Origin of the sequence: Microbacterium sp. NPDC086615 (assembly GCF_040686055.1) — a bacterium.
Taxonomy (GTDB): Bacteria; Actinomycetota; Actinomycetes; order Actinomycetales; family Microbacteriaceae; genus Microbacterium.
Genome location: NZ_JBFBJJ010000006.1, coordinates 95,679 through 112,116, shown reverse-complemented (window position 1 = coordinate 112,116; position 16,438 = coordinate 95,679). Strand labels below are relative to the sequence as shown.

Genomic DNA, 16,438 nt, shown 5'->3' with positions numbered 1-16,438 from the left:
ACGCCGCGGCGCTCACCGCCGCGCCGACCCGGCTAGGCGGAGCGAAGCGACGGCGCCGCCGCCGACGGGGGAGCCGGCGCGGGCCGCGCCCCGGCCCGTCACGCGTCGCGGCGCGCGCCCTCCGACGGCGTGACGGTGAACACGTTCGGGGCGCGGAACCCGGATGCCGCGAACGCGGCGAGAACCTCCTCGGTCGCCGCCGCGATGAGCCCGGTGGGGATCAGCGCGATCGCCGCGCCGCCGAAGCCGCCGCCGGTCATGCGGGCACCGAGGGCGCCCGCGGCCAGCGTGGTCTCGACGGCGAGGTCGAGCTCGGGCACCGAGATCTCGAAGTCGTCGCGCATCGACGCGTGCGAGGCGGTGAGCAGGTCGCCGATCGCCGTCGGACCCTCGGCGTCGAGGGCGGCGACGGTGTCGAGCACGCGTTGGTTCTCGGTGACGATGTGGCGCACGCGGCGGAAGGTCACATCGTCGAGGATCTCTTCGGCGCGCGCGAGGTCGTCGACCGTGAGGTCGCGCAGGGCCGGCACACCGAAGGCCTCGGCGCCCTTCTCGCACGAAGCGCGGCGCTCGCGGTAGCCGCCCGAGGAGTGCGCGTGCTCCACGAGCGTGTCGGTGACGAGGATCGACAGCCCGGCGTCGGCGAACCCGAGGGGCACCGCGCGGGTCTCGAGCGTGCGGCAGTCGAGGAACGTCGCCGCGTCGGCGACGCCCAGCATCGACGCCATTTGGTCCATGATCCCGGTCGGGGCGCCGACCGCGTCGTTCTCGGCGATGCGTCCCACGCGGGCGAGGGCGACCTTGTCGAGACCGGCGTTCCACACGTCGTTGAGGGCGGATGCCACGGCCCCCTCGATCGCGGCGGACGACGACAGGCCCGCCCCCACCGGCACCTCCGACGCCAGGGCGATGTCGACGCCGCGAGGCGCGGCATCCGGGGCCTCCCGAAGCAACGCCCACGCCACGCCCAGCGGGTACCCCGCCCAGTCGAGGCCGCCGGCGGCGATGCGGGCGTCGAGCTCGGCGAGCGGGACCTCGACCGCGTCGTCGGCGAACGTCGACCGAACGCGGATCACGTCGTCGTCGCGCAGCGCGACCGCGGCGGCCGTGCGCTGGGCGATCGCGAAGGGGAAGACGAAACCTTCGTTGTAGTCGGTGTGCTCGCCGATCAGGTTGGCGCGGCCGGGGGCCGACCAGACGCCCACGGCGGGAGCGGCGAGCAGGGCGAGGGCGTCGTCGACGGCGCTCATGCCGTCACCTCCGGAACGGTGTCGAGGGCGGCGCGCAGGCGCTCGGCCTGCGACTCGGGGGTCACGTCGCCGATCCAGGCGCCCATGGCGGCCTCGGATCCGGCGAGGTACTTCAGCTTGTCGGCCGCACGGCGCGGCGAGGTGATCTGCAGGTTGAGGCGCACGGCATCCCTCGCCCGTCCGACCGGCGCCTGGTGCCACGCGGCGATGTAGGGGGTGGGGGTGTCGTAGAGAGCGTCGATGCCGCGCAGCAGTCGGAGGTAGAAGGGCGCGAGCTCGTCGCGTTCGGCGTCGGTCGTCTCGGCGAGATCGGCGACGTGGCGGTGCGGGAGCACGTGCACCTCGATGGGCCAGCGGGCCGCGAACGGCACGAACGCGGTCCAGTGCTCGCCGCGCAGCACGACGCGCTCGCCGGCGGACTCGAAGTCGAGGATGCGCGCGAACAGGTCGCTCGAGGTGCGCGAGATCGTGTCGAGCAGGCGGTGCGTGCGCGGGGTCACGTACGGGTAGGCGTAGATCTGCCCGTGCGGGTGGGGCAGGGTGACCCCGATCTGCTCCCCGCGGTTCTCGAACGGGAAGACCTGACGGATGCCGGGCAGAGCCGAGAGCGCCGCGGTCCGATCGGCCCACGCCTCGATGACGGTGCGGGCGCGGGTGCGCGAGAGCGATCCGAACGACCCCTCGTGCGCGGGGCTGAAGCACACGACCTCGCAGCGTCCGACCGAGGTGCGCGTGCGGCCCAGGCCGAGGTGCTCGAGGTCGTCGTCTCCGCGCGGGGGGTCGACCGCGGCCGGAGCGTCGCCGACCGCGCTGTCGAGCGCGGGGCCGAACGACGGCGACTTGTTCTCGAAGACCGCTACGTCGTACAGCGAGGGGATCTCAGACGGGTTGGTCGGCGTCTGCGGCGACAGCGGGTCGAGGTGCGCGGGGGGAAGGAACGCGCGGTTCTGGCGATTGGATGCCACGGTGATCCAGTCGCCCGTCAGCACGTCTTGCCGCATGGTCGCCGTCGTCGGACGGGGGTCGAGCGTGCGGGCGTCGATTGCGCGCTCGGCGCCGAGCGTCGTGTCGGGGTCGTCGAAGTAGATGAGCTCGCGTCCGTCGGCCAGGTGCGTGGGCCGCTTGACGACGCCGGCGCCCAAAGATACCGCGGTGAGGCTGTCCGTGTTCACGATAACACGCTACATCTGGGGCGTGCTATCGTCAACATGGAGGGGGCGTGATGCGCGTATCCATGGCCGACGTGGCCGAGCGGGCCGGAGTCTCGGCGCAGACCGTGTCGCGCGTGGCCAACGGCAGTCCCCGTGTCGACCCCGCCACCCGGGCGCGTGTCGAGAAGGCCATGGCCGACCTCGGGTACCGCATGCACCGCGCGGCGCGGGCGCTGCGTACCGGGCAGACATCGACCATCGGCCTCGTCGTGTCGACCCTCGCGTCCGTCGGCAACTCGCGCATGCTGCAGGCGATCTCCGAGGCCGCCGCCGAGCGCGACTACGCCCTGGCCGTGGTGACGGTCGGGGAGCGCGGCATCCGCGAGGCTTTCGCCCGCTTGCGCTCGCAGGGCGTCGACGGCGCCGTCGTGCTGAACGAGGCGACCGAGCTCGCCCGCGACGCCGAGCCACCCGCCGACCTGCACCTCGTGGTCGTCGATTCCCCGGCCGACGCGCGCTTCTCGATCGTGCAGACCGACCACGCCGCCGGCGCGCGGGCTGCGACCGCGCACCTGTTGGCCCTCGGCCATGACGCGGTGCACCACCTCGGTGGGCCGCGCGGCTCGTTCGCCGCGGCTGAGCGCGAGCGGGGATGGCGCGAGGCTCTCGCTGACGCCGGAATCAAGGCGCCCGAGCCGGTCCGCGGCGATTGGACCTCGGCATCCGGGTACGCCGCCGTCGCGGGTCTTGCCGGTGCCACGGCGATCTTCGTCGCCAACGACCAGATGGCCCTCGGTGCTCTGCGCGCTCTCGCCGACGAGGGCCGCCGTGTTCCCGAGGATGTCTCGGTGGTGGGTTTCGACGACATCGCGGATGCCGCGGAGTTCCGCCCGCCGCTGACCACCGTCCGCCAGGACTTCGACGCGCTGGGCCGCCGCGCCGTCGCCGCCCTGGTCGCGGCGATCGAGGGCGGCGATCCGGTCGCGGAGACGGTGCCGGCGTCACTGATGGTGCGCCAGAGTACCGCTGCGCGTTGAGGTGTCGCTCTTCGTGTGACCCTCAGCTGAGCGGTGGTGCACCGAATGTACAGGTGGTACACTCGGGCCATGCCGACCACCCGCCCCCGCACCCAGGTGACGCATACCGTCGAGATCGAGGAGGCGCTGCAGATCGCGCGCTCCCGCTGGCCCGATGAGTCGCCGAGCGCGCTGATCACGCATCTCGTCGTCGCGGGTGGGCACGCCCTCCGCGGCGAGGAGTCTCGACGTTCCGCCGCGCAGCGTCGCCGCATCGACCTCGTCATCGACCAGTTCGCGGGGATCTACCCCAAGGGTTACCTGCGGGAACTCCGCGAGGATTGGCCGGAGTGATCGTTCTCGACGCCGGCGTCATCATCGCTCTGTTCACTCCCGGTGACGCCCATCACGATCGCGCCAAGAAGCTGCTGGCCGACGACCCTGGTCCGTTTCTGATGCACCCGCTCACGGTCGCCGAGACGCTGGTCGGGGCGGCACGCGTCGGCCGAGAGGCGGAGATGTGGCGAGCCCTGCGCGCTCTGCGGGTCGAGGCTGTGGACATGGGCCCCGACGAGCCGGCGCTCGTGGCGACCTTGCGCGCTCGCCACTCGCTGAAGATGCCCGACACGTGCGTTCTCGCCGCCGCAACGCACCTCGACGCTCCGCTCGCGACGTTCGACGACCGGCTCGGCGCGGTCGCCGACCAGCTGTCGCTTCGCCATCACACATAAACGGCATCCACGCGCAGAAACACGAGCAGCTCGCGTTTATGTGCGTCGATCGCGTTCATGCACGGGTCAGAGCCGCGGCGTCGATCGCGCGCGACGTCGGCTGGGAAACCCGTGTCCGTGAGGCCGTGCGCCCGCTCTACCCGGCGGGCAGGTCCAACGTCACCGTCGTGCGTCCCCCGGGGACGCTGTCGAGGCCCACGGTGCCTCCGTGCGCGACGGCGATCGCGCGGACCGTCGTGAGCCCGAGTCCGAAGCCCTGGATCTCGCTCGACTGCGCGAGCGCCCCGCGGTAGAAGCGGTCGAAAGCTCGCCGCTGCTCGGTCCGCCCGAGCCCCGGCCCGTCGTTGGTCACCGTCAGCAGCGCGCGGCCGTCGCGAACGCCGTACGAGACGGTGATCGCGGCGGACGGGATGCCGAACTTCACCGCGTTCGTGAGCAGCTCGACGATCGCGACGATGACCTGTCCGGGGTCGACGCGAGCGGACGTCGGCCCGGTGGCGGCCCTCTCGATGACGAATGCGCGGGCCTCGGCGAACGCGTCGACCTCCGCGACCGCCGTGGCGACGATCTCGCCGAGGTCGGCGCGCTCGATTCGCAGGGTCTTCTCGCTCTCGCTCGCGGCGAGGAGATCGCGCACCCGGTGTGAAAGATCCGCGGTGCGGCGGGTGACCACCTCGACGTAGCGCCGCAGGCGGGTGTTCTCCTGGTCGACCTCGTCGTCGATGAGGTCGAGGAACCCGGTGATGCTCGTCAGCGGGGTACGCAGCTCGTGCGACACGGTCCGCAGGAACTGCTCGCGCACCTCGATCGCCTCGGCGAGCGCAGTCACGTCGTAGATCACGACGACGGTCCCCAACACGTGGCCGTCGGCGCGACGGACGCGGCTCGAGGACGCGAGCACGGCGACCGGGGCGTCCGCCGGTCCCCACCACTCGAACTCGTCGTTGACCGCCTCGCCGGCGAATGCTCGGGGGATGACCTGTTCGCCGAGGGGGATGGGGGTCGTCCGGTCGGCGTCGAAGACAGCGTCTCCGGCCATCGGCGGCTCATCGAGTCGGAACCCGCCGAGCTCGGCGAAGCGGTGCGCCTGGGCGTTGGCGACATCCAGTCGCCCGTCGGCGTCGTAGAACACCACTCCTGCCGTCACGGTGTCGACGATCCCGAGCGCGACGGCTTCGGCATCCCGGGCTTCGCGCAGAGCCTCGGCCTGAGCACGAGAGGCCTGCGCCAATTGCCGGGTTCGTCGCCGCAGGTGACGCGCGGCGACGAACACGATGACCGCGACGCCCACGACGAGTGTCGGCATGATCACGACGTTCGCCCACTCGACGGGAGACGCGGGCCAGGCTCCGACGTAGATGAAGCGGAAGGAGGTGATGAATCCCGTCCCGAACACCCCGGCGAGGATGCCGTACCAGGGGAAGCCATAGGCGAGCCACAGCACGGGAAAGATCGCGAGCACGGAAACGGAGGGGAACGTGGGGAGCAGTTCGGCGCGCACCAGGGCGACGGCGAGCAGGTCGAGCGCGGCGATCAGCATCATCCAGGCTCGGGGGAGGCGCTCCCACGGCACGGCGAGCGACAGGACGGTCGCGAGGACGCTGAGGGTGAACCCGAGGATGACGACGCCCACGGTGAGGGTCGAGGGCTGGGCGAGACCGGCGATGCCGACGAGGAAGACCATCGCGAGCATGAACGGGAGTTGCGCCCGGGCGAAGACGCTCACGCGACCGCGGGGGTTGGCTTCCATCTCGAACAACGGCATCGTCGCTGTCCTCCTCCCCTCACTCGCGCCTTTCGACCGTACTTCACCCTTGCGTTCGGCGGACGGGTTTGCGCTGTTCGAACAGGGGGTGCCGCGGGCGCAGGGGATCCCCGAGAGCCCCGCCCAGGGCATCCTCGCCCCGCCCGCGCGTGAGTTGCCGCGAAGTGTCGCCGGCCCTGCCTTGAGGCGACAGATTCAGGCAACTCACGCCGTGACCCCTCGCCCGTTCTCCGCGTGAGTTGCCGCGAAGTGTCGCCGGGGCGGGCGTCGAAGCGACAGATTCGGGCAACTCACGCCAGAGGGCTCACTCCTCGAGCTGACCCAGCGACGGCGCCGCGACGAAGCGGGCGACCGGCTCGACCGCGTGTTCGAGCTCGAGCACCACGATCTCGTTCGCGCCGGAGCGGGTGGCGGGGCCGGGGACGTACAGGGTGTTCTGCGGCACGTTGTTCCAGTACCGGCCCAGGAAGAAGCCGTTCACGAACGCGAAGCCCTTGCCCCAGCCGGTGGTGTCGAGGAACAGGTCGGCGGGAGCGTCCAGGTCGAACGCGCTGCGCAGCAGTGCCCGACCGACGGCGCCCTCGCCGGTGCCGACGGCGGATGCCACATCGACCGGCGTCGCGGTCCAGCCGGTCAGCGGTGAACCGTTCAGGGTCACCGTGCCGATGAGTCCCTTGGCCTCGCCCAGCCGGTCGGCGTAGTTGACGCGGCCCTGGTCCTCGACGAGGACCGTGAGCTGCGCGCCGGCGGGGATAGCGAGGGCCCGCTCGTGCAGCGTCCGCGACAGGTGTCCGACGAACACCCCGTCCACGTGCACCCACGCGAGGTCGCGCACCTCGCCGAACACGAGGGCTGCGGCACCCGAGAACGACGGCAGGTCGACGTCGTACCGGACCAGTGGGCCGAGGTGTCCGAGCGCCTCGAACGTCGCGGGGTCGTCCGAGACGGAACCCGTGGATGCCGGCATCCAGTCGCCCTCGCCCGAGAGGGCGACCTCGAAGGCCGGGGCCTCCGGCCGTGCGGCGGGCGCGAGATCGGGCACCGGGGCGTACTTCGCGATCACGTCGCGGAACGCGTGGAACTTCGCGGTCGGGTGGCCCGACTCGTCGATCGGTGCGTCGTAGTCGTACGAGGTCACGATCGGGTCGAAGCGGCCCTTGTCGTTCGCGCCGTTGGTCGTGCCGAAGTTCGTGCCGCCGTGCACCATGTAGATGTTCACCGAGGCCCCGGCCGCGAGCAGCACGTCGAGATCGTGGGCGGATGCCGCGGGGTCGGTCGTGTGGTGGATGCTGCCCCACCAGTCGAACCACCCGTCCCAGAACTCGCTGCACATCAGCGGCCCGGTGGGCTGGTGCTCGCGGAGGGTCGCGAGGCGCTCCTCCGACCGCGAGCCGAACGAGCCCGTGAGATGCAGCTCGGGGAGGCTGCCGTTCTCGAGCATCCACGGCATCGGCTGATCGACGGTGGTCAGCGGCACGGTGATCCCGGCGTCGCGGGTGACCCGGACGAGCTCGCGGAGGTAGTCCTTGTCGGAGCCGTAGGCGCCGTACTCGTTCTCGATCTGCACGAGCACGACGTTGCCGCCGCGATCGATCTGCCGCGGCGCGACGATCTCGTACACGCGCTCGAGGTACGCGGTCACGGCGTCGAGGTACTGCGGCTCCGAGCGACGGATGCCGATCCCCGGCGTCGAGGTCAGCCACACCGGGAGGCCGCCGTTGTGCCACTCGGCGCAGATGTACGGTCCCGGACGCACGATCGCGTGCAGCCCCTCGGCGGCGATCAGGTCGAGGAAGCGGCCGAGGTCGTTCCACCCGGTGGCATCCCATTCGCCCTTCACCGGCTCGTGGACGTTCCACGCGACGTAGGTCTCGATGGTGTTGAGTCCCATCGCCTTGGCCGTGCGGATGCGGTCGGCCCAGTGCTCGGGGTGGATGCGGAAGTAGTGCAGCGTGCCCGAGATGACCTGGTGCGGTCGCCCGTCGAGCAGGAAGTCGGTCTCGCCGATGGTGAAGGTGGTCACGATGTCTTTCGGTATCAGAGGGCCAGCCGCACGCGGATGCGCGCCCAGGCGAGCGGGGGCAGGGTGAAGCGCAGGATGCCGTCGACCACCTCGACCGCGAGGGCTGTGGGGGCCACGGGCTCGGCGTCGGCGCAGTTGGTCGTGTTCCGGTCGCCGCCCTCGGGGACGGTGATCACGACGGCGTCGGCGGACGCCACGGCACCGAGATCCAGCTCCACCTCGGTCGCCGCGTCGAGCGAACGGTGGGCGACGAAGACGTGGGCGACGTCCCCGTCGACGGTGGCGATCGCGTCGACCGCCTCGACCTCGCCGTGGCGGGCCGTGACGATCCGGGCGCCGTCGACCGAGACGGGCGCGACCCGGCCGGATGCCGCCTCGGCGGTGAGCTTGAAGGGGTGGAACGTGCTCTGGCGCCACGCCGCCCCGCCGCCGGGCTCGGTGCGGATCGGGGCGATGACGTTCACCAACTGCGCGAGGTTGGCCATCGAGACCCGGTCGGAGCGGCGCAGGAGCGTGATGAGCAGGGAGCCGACGACGACGGCATCGGTGACGGTGTAGTCGTCCTCGATCAGGCGCGGGGCGATGGGCCAGTCGCCCGTGAACACGCGGGGCTTGTCGACCTCGTTCCACCGCGTCTGGTTCCAGACGTTCCACTCGTCGACGCTGATGCCGATCGGGTGTCCGTCGGGGGTCGTCGCACCGACCTCGTCGATGATGTCGGCGACCTCGCCGATGTAGCGGTCGAGGGCCGCGCCGCTCGCGAGGAAACTGGCCGGGTCGGCGGGATCCTCTTCGTAGTACGCGTGCACCGAGATGTGGTCGATGAGACCCGCGGTGTGGCGGAGGACCGTGCGCTCCCACTCGCCGAACGTCGGCATCTCGTGGTTCGAGCTGCCCGCGGCGACGAGCTCGACGGTCGGGTCGATGAAGCGCATCATGCGCGCGGTCTCGGCGGCGAGGCGCCCGTACTCGTCGGCGGTCTTGTGGCCGATCTGCCACGGCCCGTCCATCTCGTTGCCGAGACACCAGAGACGGATGCCGAACGGCTCGTCGCGGCCGTTCGCGCGGCGGCGCTCGCTCAGCGCCGTGCCGGAGGGGTGGTTCGTGTACTCGAGGAGGTCGGCGGCCTCGGCGACGCCGCGGGTGCCGAGGTTCACGGCTTCCATGACCTCGAGGCCCGCGGCATCCGCCCACTCGGCGAACTCGTGCAGGCCCACCTGGTTGGTCTCGGTGCTGTGCCACGCGGCGTCCAGGCGCACCGATCGCTCATCGCGCGGGCCGACACCGTCCTCCCAGCGGTACCCCGACACGAAGTTGCCGCCGGGGTAGCGCACGACGGTGGCACCGAGCTCGCGCACGAGCTCGAGAACATCGGCGCGGAAGCCCGCGGCATCCGCCGTCTCGTGTCCGGGGCTGTGGATTCCGTCGTACACGCAGCGGCCCATATGTTCGACGAACGTGCCGAACAGGCGGCGCGGCACGGCGGCGCCGAGGGCGTCCCGGTCGACGGCGATGCGGGTGGGGGAGGTCATGCGGGTCTCCTGGAGGAAAGGAAGGGAAGGGGCGGGTCGCTCGCTCGCGCGTTGCGACCCGCCCCCTGATGATCGTGCTTACTTGTTGACCGAGAAGCCCTGCTCGTTGCCGTACTGCACGAGCTGGTCCTGCCAGGCGCTGAGGCCCTTGTTCAGGTCGCCCTTGGTGGCGTACGCCTGGCCCACGGTGTCGTTGAAGATGCTGTTCGCGTACACCTGGTAGGGCAGGTAGCTCCAGCCCTCGCGCACCTCGCTCGAGGCCTGCGTGAGGACCTCGTTGATCTTCTGGCCACCGAAGTAGTCCGACGCCTTGTCGACGAAGGAGGGGTCGCTCAGCTGAGCGGTCGTGGACGGGAAGCCGCCGGACTCGGCGAAGATCTTCAGGCTCTCCTCGTCGTTGTTCAGCCACTTGAGGAAGCCCGCGGCCAGAGCCGGGTTCTTGCTCTGCTTCGTGACCGCCTGGCCACCGCCGCCGTTCTCGGCCGTGACGGCCTTGCCGTCGTAGGTCGGGATGGGTGCGACGGCCCACTTGCCGGCGCCGTCGGGAACCGACGACTCGAGCACGCCCGGCATCCACGCGCCGATCACGAGCGAGGCGATCGAGCCGTCACCGAGGCCCTTGAACCACTCGTCGCTCCAGCTCGGGGTGTCGGAGATGAGGCCGCCCTCGATGAGGCGGTTCCAGTTGTCGGCGAACTTCTTCGAGCCCTCGTCCTGCAGGTCGACGGTCACGTCGGTGCCGGAGGTCGTGAAGGGCGTGCCGCCGGCCTGCCAGATCATGCTGGTGGTGAAGCCCGCGTCGCCGGTGTCGGCGGTGATGTACTTCGTCGGGTCGGCCGCGTGCAGCTTCTGCGCTGCCGCGAGGTACTCGTCCCACGTGGTCGGCACCGAGATGCCGTACTGGTCGAACACCGACTTGTTGTAGAAGAGGGCCATGGGGCCCGAGTCCTGCGGGAGGCCGTAGATCTTTCCGTCGAAGTCGACCGAGCCCCAGGTGCCGGGGCTGTAGTCGCCCTTGAGGTCGGCGAAGCCGTACGACGACAGGTCGACGAGCGAGTCCGACAGGGCGAACTGCGGGAAGGCGTAGTACTCGATCTGCACGACGTCGGGAGCGCCCGAGCCGGCCTTGATCGCGTTCTGGAGCTTCGCGTACTCGTCCTTGTTGGTGCCGGCGTTGACGTAGTTGACCTTGACGTTCGGGTACTTCGCCTCGAACGCCTTGACCTGCGCCTCGGCCGAGGGCGTCCACGACCAGTACGTGATCTCGCCACCGGCCTCGAGGGCCTTCTCGATGTCGTCGGCGCTTCCGCCGTTGCTTCCGCCGCCCGTGCTGCCGCCGGAGCAGGCAGTCAGCGCGCCCACCGTCAGCGCGGTCGTTGCGACGGCGAACACGGCCCGCCGCACGGCGGTGCCCTTGCCCATGAATGTCATCGGGATTCCTTCACTTCGTTGTTGTGGATGGTGTTGCGTGTTTCCGGGGCAGGACGCTCCGGGTTCGGGAGGAGATCGAGGGTCACTGCTTGACGCTGCCGGCGCTCAGACCGGACTGCCAGAAGCGCTGCAGCACGAGGAAGGCGGCGACGATCGGGATGATCGAGAGCACCGAGCCCGTGATGACGAGGTTGTAGATGGGCTGCGCCGCAACACCGGTGGCCTGGGCGTTCCACTGGTTGAGGCCGACGGTCAGCGGGTACCACTGCGGGTCGCTCAGCATGATCAACGGCAGGAAGTAGTTGTTCCACGTCGCGACGACGGCGAACAGCAGCACCGTGACGATGCCGGGGGTCAGCAGCCGGATCGAGATGGTGAAGAAGGTGCGGAACTCGCCGGCGCCGTCCATGCGGGCGGCCTCGAGGAGTTCGGTGGGAATGGCATCCGTCGCGTACACCCAGATGAGGTACAGGCCGAAGGGGCTGATGAGCGAGGGGATGATGATCGCCCACGGGGTGTTCGTGAGCCCGAGCTGGCTGAACAGCAGGAACGTCGGCACCGCGAGAGCCGTGCCCGGCACCGCGATCGCGCCGAGGACGACCGCGAACACGGCCTTACGTCCGCGGAAGTTGTACTTCGCCAGCCCGTAGCCCGCGAGGGTCGCGAGCAGCGTCGCCCCTCCCGCGCCGACGACGACGTAGAGCAGCGTGTTGCCGAGCCACCGGACGAAGATGCCGTCGCGGTAGGTCAGCGTCTCGACGATGTTGTCGAAGAGGGCGAAGCTGTTGCCGGGGCCGAGGCCGAACGTCGTGAACAGATCGGCCTGGGTCTTGGTCGCGTTGATGAGCAGCCAGAACAACGGCACGAGCGTGTACAGCAGGTACAGGCCCATGACGATGCTCAGCACGAGCGACTTCTTGCTGCTCGTGGGGGAGCGGCGGGCAAGACGCGGACCGCGCGAGGTGGTCACGGCGACGGTGTCGGTACGGGGTGCGGTCGCGGTGGTCATCGCGCCTCCTGACGAGAGCCGCGCAGCTGCACGACGTAGGCGATGACGGCGGTGATGACGCCCATGATGATGGCGATCGTGGCCGCGTAGTTGTACTGCTGACCGGCGAACGAGAGGTTGTACGCGTACATGTTCGGCGTGAAGAACGTCGAGATCACGTTCGGGGCCAGCGGCTTGAGGATGTTCGGCTCGTTGAAGAGCTGGAAGCTGCCGATGATCGAGAAGATCGTCGCGATCACGACGGCTCCGCGGACGGCGGGGATCTTGATCGAGAAGATCGTGCGCCACGCGCCGGCCCCGTCGATGGATGCCGCTTCGTACAGCTCGGTCGGGATCGTCTTCAGCGACGAGTAGAAGATGAGCATGTTGTAGCCGACGAACTGCCAGGTGACGATGTTGCCGATCGACAGCAGCATCCATTCGGGGAGGAAGGGCTGCACGAACTGCCCGCCGAGCAGGTCGTTGAGGTTGCGGGTCAGGCCGAACTGGTCGCCGTAGATGTAGCCCCACATGAGCACGGCCACGACTGCTGGCACCGCGTAGGGGAGGAAGATCACGATCCGGTAGAAGCCGGCGGCGTGCAGGCGAGCGCTGTCGATCGCGAGGGCTGCCGCGAGCGCGAGGATCAGCATGATCGGCACCTGCACGACGAGGAAGATGCCGACGCGCCCGAAGCCGTCCCAGAACTTCTCGTCGCCGAACGCGGTGATGTAGTTGGCGAAGCCGACGAACGCGTTGCCGCCGATCAGCTGGTCGCGGAAGAGGCTGAGGTACACCGAGTACGCCAGCGGCGCGAGGAAGACCAGCGCGAAGACGAGCGCGAACGGAGCGACGAAGAGCCAGCCGCGATCGTCGATACGTGCACGGCGTTTGCGACGCGGGGGGCGCAGAGCAGGCGGGGGTGCCGCGGTGGTCGTCATCGTCCAGAGCCTCTTCGTTGGTGCGCATCCCGGCCGGGTCGTCGAGATGTTGACGTAAACATAACTCCGCCGCGCTAGTGTGTCAACGTCAACATCCCAGGAGGTCACCGTGGCCGAGACGACGACGACGTCGAGCGTGGTTGCGCCGCGCGCACGACGGCGCGAGGTGTCGATGGCCGACGTCGCGGCGGCCGCCGGCGTGTCGGGACAGACCGTCTCGCGCGTCGCGAACGGCCGCACCAACGTCGATCCCGAGACCCGGCAACGGGTTCTGGATGCCATGACCTCGCTCGGCTATCGACCGAACAGCGCCGCGCGCGCTCTGCGCTCGGGACGCTTCCGCAGCATCGGCGTGATCATGTTCTCGCTGAGCTCGTACGGCAACACGCGCACGCTCGACGCGCTGGCGTCGATGGCCGCGGCATCCGGATACTCCATCACCCTCATCACGGTGCAGTCCGCGTCGCAGTCCGACGTGTCGGGGGCGTTCCTGCGCCTGCGCGAGCACGCGGTCGACGGGATCGTGATCCTCATCGAGACCCACCGCCTCGGCGAGAACGAGCTCTCGATCCCCTCGGGGCTGCCGGTCGTGGTCGTCGACTCGAGCGCCGACTATCCCTACGCCGTCGTCGACAACGACCAGGCCCAGGGCGCGCGCCTGGCCACCGAGCACCTGCTCGACCTCGGCCACGAGACGGTGTGGCACGTGTCCGGCCCGCTCGAGTCGTTCGCCGCCGAGCGCCGCCGCGCGGCGTGGCGGACCGCCCTGGAAGACCGCGGATGCCACGTGCCCGCGGTGCAGATCGGCGACTGGACGGCCGAGTCGGGACACGCGATCGGCGAGACGCTCGCGCAGGATCCGACGGTCACGGCGGTGTTCGCGGCCAACGACCAGATGGCGCTCGGGGTGATCCGGGCGCTGCACGAAGCCGGGCGAGCGGTGCCCGGGGACGTCAGCGTCGTCGGCTTCGACGACACGCCCGAGTCGGGGAACTTCTGGCCCCCGCTCACGACCGTCCGCCAGCGCTTCGAGCGCGTCGGTGAAGAGGCGATGAGCGCCCTGATCGCCGACATCGAGGGCACCGGCGGCGAGCACGCCCGCACCCTCGTGCCGACCTCGCTCGTGGTGCGGGCGAGCTCCGGCCCGCGGCGCTGAGGTGCGCCGGTCCGCGCGCCGGCGTCGCGTGGCGAGGGGAGGAGATCTGGCGACGGGAGGACGGATGCCGCGGCGCGTGTCCTCCCGTCCCGGAGTCTCCTCCGCTCGCTGGGAGCTGGGCGCGGGCGTGTGACGGGCGGAGCGCCAGGGGCGGGCGGAGGACCTGTGGGCCGGATTCGTCCTCCCTCTGTCCCTGACCCTCCGCCCATCACGCGGCGCGGCGCCGGCGCGGTGGTGGGGTGCTCGGCCCGAGCATCGCATAGTGGCTCGTGGCGAGCGGAGGAGTTCTGGCGACGGGAGGACGGATGCCGCGGCGCGTGTCCTCCCGTCCCGGGATCTCCGCCATTCGCCGGCGCGCGCGAGGAGCTCGACCGCCGCTTCGCCCCGGCGCCAGAGCCGCGTGGTCCGCGAGACGGCGTCGCGTCAGGCGAGCGGCGGGCCGATGACGAAGTCGGTCGCGGCTTTCCACGGGGCGAGGATGACGGCGTCGCCCGTGAAGAGGAACGTCTGGTTGTAACGGCCGTCGATCTTGTACGTCAGGTAGGTGCCGCGCGGGCCTTCCTCGGTGAACCAGGCGCTGTCGGTGGTGAGCTCAGCGACGAGAGCGTCCCAGTCCGTCCGCGACGCCGGCGACCACGTGTAGTAGTCGCCGGCGGGTGACCCATCGGTGGAGCATCTTGGACCCTGTGCGACCGCGGGGTAGTCCGGGAGTGTGACGGCCCCCTCGGGGAGAACGACGTCGCGCACTGTCTTCCCGGATGCCGGATCCATGATGTTGTCGCACGTCGGGGCCACGCGCGCGGAGGCCGGAGCCGTGAGACGCGCATCGGCGGTCGCGCTGACGCTCGGGGTGGGGGTGGCGGACGCCACGGTCGGCGGGGTGGTCCGAGCCGCATCGCCCGAGGGCGTGGCATCCGGAACGCACGCCGTGAGAATCGACAACGTCACCCCGGCGAGCGCGAGGATCACGGGTGCTCGACGGGTACGCGGCGAGAGGGCGGGCACGGGTTCACCGTAGCGCGCCGTGCGCCGAGAGCGCCGTAGACCGTACCCCTGCCCGCTCGCGAGGTCCCTGAGCTCGTCGAAGGGGCCGGGACGAGTCGCGAGGCCCCGGGCCGTCCCGCGGACTCCGTCCCCGACACGCCGCCCAGGCCCCGTCCCCGCCCGCGCGCCGCCCACCGACTCCGCCTGACGGCACACTGCGCGAGCGCGCCGCTGCCATGCGCGTGACAGTTCGCGCACATCCGTGCAAGCCCGCGCCGGCAATCGCGGTGAGGAGGAGGATGGATGCATCCGCATCGACCCTCCTGAGGAGACCCATGCACGTCAACGCCTACGCGGCGTCGTCCGCGACCTCGCCCCTCGAGCCCACGACCATCGAGCGTCGTGACGTCGGCCCGAAGGACGTCCTCATTGACATCGCCTACGCCGGCATCTGCCACTCCGACATCCACACCATCCGCGGCGAGTGGGGCGACGTCCCCTACCCGCTGACCGTCGGCCACGAGATCGTCGGCACGGTTGCCGAGGTCGGCTCCGAGGTGACCTCGCACAAGGTTGGCGACCGCGTCGGTGTCGGCTGCATGGTGAACTCGTGTCGCGAGTGCGACAACTGTCTCGCGGGCGAAGAGCAATACTGCGAGAAGGGCAACATCGGCACCTACGCCGCCAAGGACGTCGACGGCACGATCACGCAGGGCGGTTACAGCGAGAAGATCGTGGTCGACGAGCACTTCGTGCTGCGTGTGCCCGAGTCGATCCCCTACGAGAAGGCCGCTCCGCTGCTCTGCGCCGGAATCACGACGTACTCGCCGCTGAACCACTGGAACGCCGGCCCCGGCAAGAAGGTCGCGGTCGTCGGCCTCGGCGGACTCGGCCACATGGCCGTCAAGATCGCCCACGCCATGGGCGCCGAGGTCACCGTGCTGTCGCAGACGCTCAGCAAGAAGGACGACGGCCTCAAGATGGGCGCCGACCACTACTACGCGACGAAGGACGACGACACGTTCGAGAAGCTCAAGAAGAGCTTCGACCTCATCATCAACACCGTCAGCGCCCCGCTCGAGCTCAAGCAGTACCTGGGTCTGCTCGCGCTCAACGGAACGATGGTGAACGTCGGCGCCCCGCCCGAGCCCCTGCCCATCCAGGTCTTCACGCTGTTCACCAACCGCCGTTCGTTCGCCGGTTCGTCGATCGGCGGCATCCGCGAGACCCAGGAGATGCTCGACTTCTGCGCCGAGCACGGCATCGCGCCCGAGACCGAGCTCATCTCGGCCGACCAGATCAACGAGGCCTACGAGCGCGTGCTGAAGAGCGACGTGCGCTTCCGCTTCGTCATCGACGCGAAGACCTTCACCCCCGCCTGATCCCGGCTCCGGATGCCACGGCCCCGACGTTCTCCCGAGCGCCGGGGCCGCGGCATCCCTGGCCCCGTGCCGTCGTGCGGAGTTCGTG

14 protein-coding genes are annotated in these 16,438 nt (G+C 70.2%); 5 read left to right on the top strand and 9 right to left on the bottom strand.

Annotated features, from left to right (window positions below; translation table 11 throughout):
* Positions 1 to 98: 98 nt before the first annotated feature.
* Together galK and galT are read right to left on the bottom strand one after the other, a co-directional pair.
* Positions 99 to 1,250 carry a galactokinase gene (galK, locus tag AB0O24_RS08265; protein WP_363373965.1) on the bottom strand — a complete coding sequence of 384 codons (1,152 nt, stop codon included), beginning with the start codon at positions 1,248 to 1,250 and terminating at the stop codon, positions 99 to 101.
* A complete protein-coding gene (gene galT, locus AB0O24_RS08260) occupies positions 1,247 to 2,422 on the bottom strand; it encodes a galactose-1-phosphate uridylyltransferase (RefSeq protein ID WP_363373963.1) in 1,176 nt (391 codons plus the stop codon). The genes galK and galT overlap by 4 nt, the downstream gene beginning before the upstream one ends.
* Positions 2,423 to 2,472: 50 nt before the next feature.
* Between galT and AB0O24_RS08255 the strand changes: the two genes are divergently transcribed.
* The 3 genes from AB0O24_RS08255 (at position 2,473) to AB0O24_RS08245 (ending at position 4,148) form a co-directional block, all read left to right on the top strand.
* On the top strand, positions 2,473 to 3,438 hold the full coding sequence (locus AB0O24_RS08255) for a LacI family DNA-binding transcriptional regulator (RefSeq protein ID WP_363373960.1): 966 nt from the start codon (positions 2,473 to 2,475) through the stop codon (positions 3,436 to 3,438).
* A 69-nt stretch (positions 3,439 to 3,507) separates the two neighbouring features.
* Positions 3,508 to 3,771, top strand: a complete 264-nt coding sequence (locus tag AB0O24_RS08250) for a hypothetical protein (RefSeq protein ID WP_275797398.1) — start codon at positions 3,508 to 3,510, stop codon at positions 3,769 to 3,771.
* Positions 3,768 to 4,148 carry a PIN domain-containing protein gene (locus AB0O24_RS08245; protein WP_275797396.1) on the top strand — a complete coding sequence of 127 codons (381 nt, stop codon included), beginning with the start codon at positions 3,768 to 3,770 and terminating at the stop codon, positions 4,146 to 4,148. Before AB0O24_RS08250 ends, AB0O24_RS08245 begins: the two co-directional genes overlap by 4 nt.
* A 136-nt stretch (positions 4,149 to 4,284) precedes the next feature.
* Here the strand turns inward: AB0O24_RS08245 and AB0O24_RS08240 are convergent, their stop codons facing one another.
* The 6 genes from AB0O24_RS08240 to AB0O24_RS08215 all read right to left on the bottom strand — a co-directional run bounded on the left by AB0O24_RS08240 (position 4,285) and on the right by AB0O24_RS08215 (position 12,828).
* Entirely contained in the window at positions 4,285 to 5,913 is a 1,629-nt protein-coding gene (locus tag AB0O24_RS08240) for a PAS domain-containing sensor histidine kinase (RefSeq protein WP_307384785.1), read from the bottom strand.
* 304 nt (positions 5,914 to 6,217) lie between these two features.
* Complete coding sequence (locus AB0O24_RS08235) at positions 6,218 to 7,936, bottom strand: beta-galactosidase (protein WP_363373956.1); 1,719 nt, start codon at positions 7,934 to 7,936, stop codon at positions 6,218 to 6,220.
* Between the two features lie 14 nt (positions 7,937 to 7,950).
* Positions 7,951 to 9,468 carry an alpha-L-arabinofuranosidase C-terminal domain-containing protein gene (locus AB0O24_RS08230; RefSeq protein ID WP_363373953.1) on the bottom strand — a complete coding sequence of 506 codons (1,518 nt, stop codon included), beginning with the start codon at positions 9,466 to 9,468 and terminating at the stop codon, positions 7,951 to 7,953.
* Between the two features lie 78 nt (positions 9,469 to 9,546).
* Positions 9,547 to 10,899: a sugar ABC transporter substrate-binding protein gene (locus AB0O24_RS08225; protein ID WP_363373950.1), complete on the bottom strand. Its 1,353-nt coding sequence runs from the start codon at positions 10,897 to 10,899 to the stop codon at positions 9,547 to 9,549.
* Positions 10,900 to 10,981: 82 nt separating this feature from the next.
* The gene (locus AB0O24_RS08220) at positions 10,982 to 11,791 is read right to left on the bottom strand and encodes a carbohydrate ABC transporter permease (RefSeq protein ID WP_058595373.1); all 810 of its coding nucleotides are present in this window, start codon (positions 11,789 to 11,791) and stop codon (positions 10,982 to 10,984) included.
* A gap of 113 nt (positions 11,792 to 11,904) precedes the next feature.
* Positions 11,905 to 12,828 carry a sugar ABC transporter permease gene (locus AB0O24_RS08215; protein WP_058595362.1) on the bottom strand — a complete coding sequence of 308 codons (924 nt, stop codon included), beginning with the start codon at positions 12,826 to 12,828 and terminating at the stop codon, positions 11,905 to 11,907.
* Positions 12,829 to 13,000: 172 nt separating this feature from the next.
* Between AB0O24_RS08215 and AB0O24_RS08210 the strand changes: the two genes are divergently transcribed.
* Entirely contained in the window at positions 13,001 to 13,984 is a 984-nt protein-coding gene (locus AB0O24_RS08210; protein WP_363374077.1) for a LacI family DNA-binding transcriptional regulator, read from the top strand.
* Positions 13,985 to 14,407: 423 nt separating this feature from the next.
* Here the strand turns inward: AB0O24_RS08210 and AB0O24_RS08205 are convergent, their stop codons facing one another.
* Positions 14,408 to 14,989: a hypothetical protein gene (locus AB0O24_RS08205; protein WP_363373947.1), complete on the bottom strand. Its 582-nt coding sequence runs from the start codon at positions 14,987 to 14,989 to the stop codon at positions 14,408 to 14,410.
* Positions 14,990 to 15,303: 314 nt separating this feature from the next.
* On the opposite strand from AB0O24_RS08205, the gene AB0O24_RS08200 reads away from it, so the two are divergent.
* A complete protein-coding gene (locus AB0O24_RS08200; RefSeq protein WP_363374074.1) occupies positions 15,304 to 16,350 on the top strand; it encodes an NAD(P)-dependent alcohol dehydrogenase in 1,047 nt (348 codons plus the stop codon).
* The last annotated feature ends 88 nt before the right edge of the window (positions 16,351 to 16,438 follow it).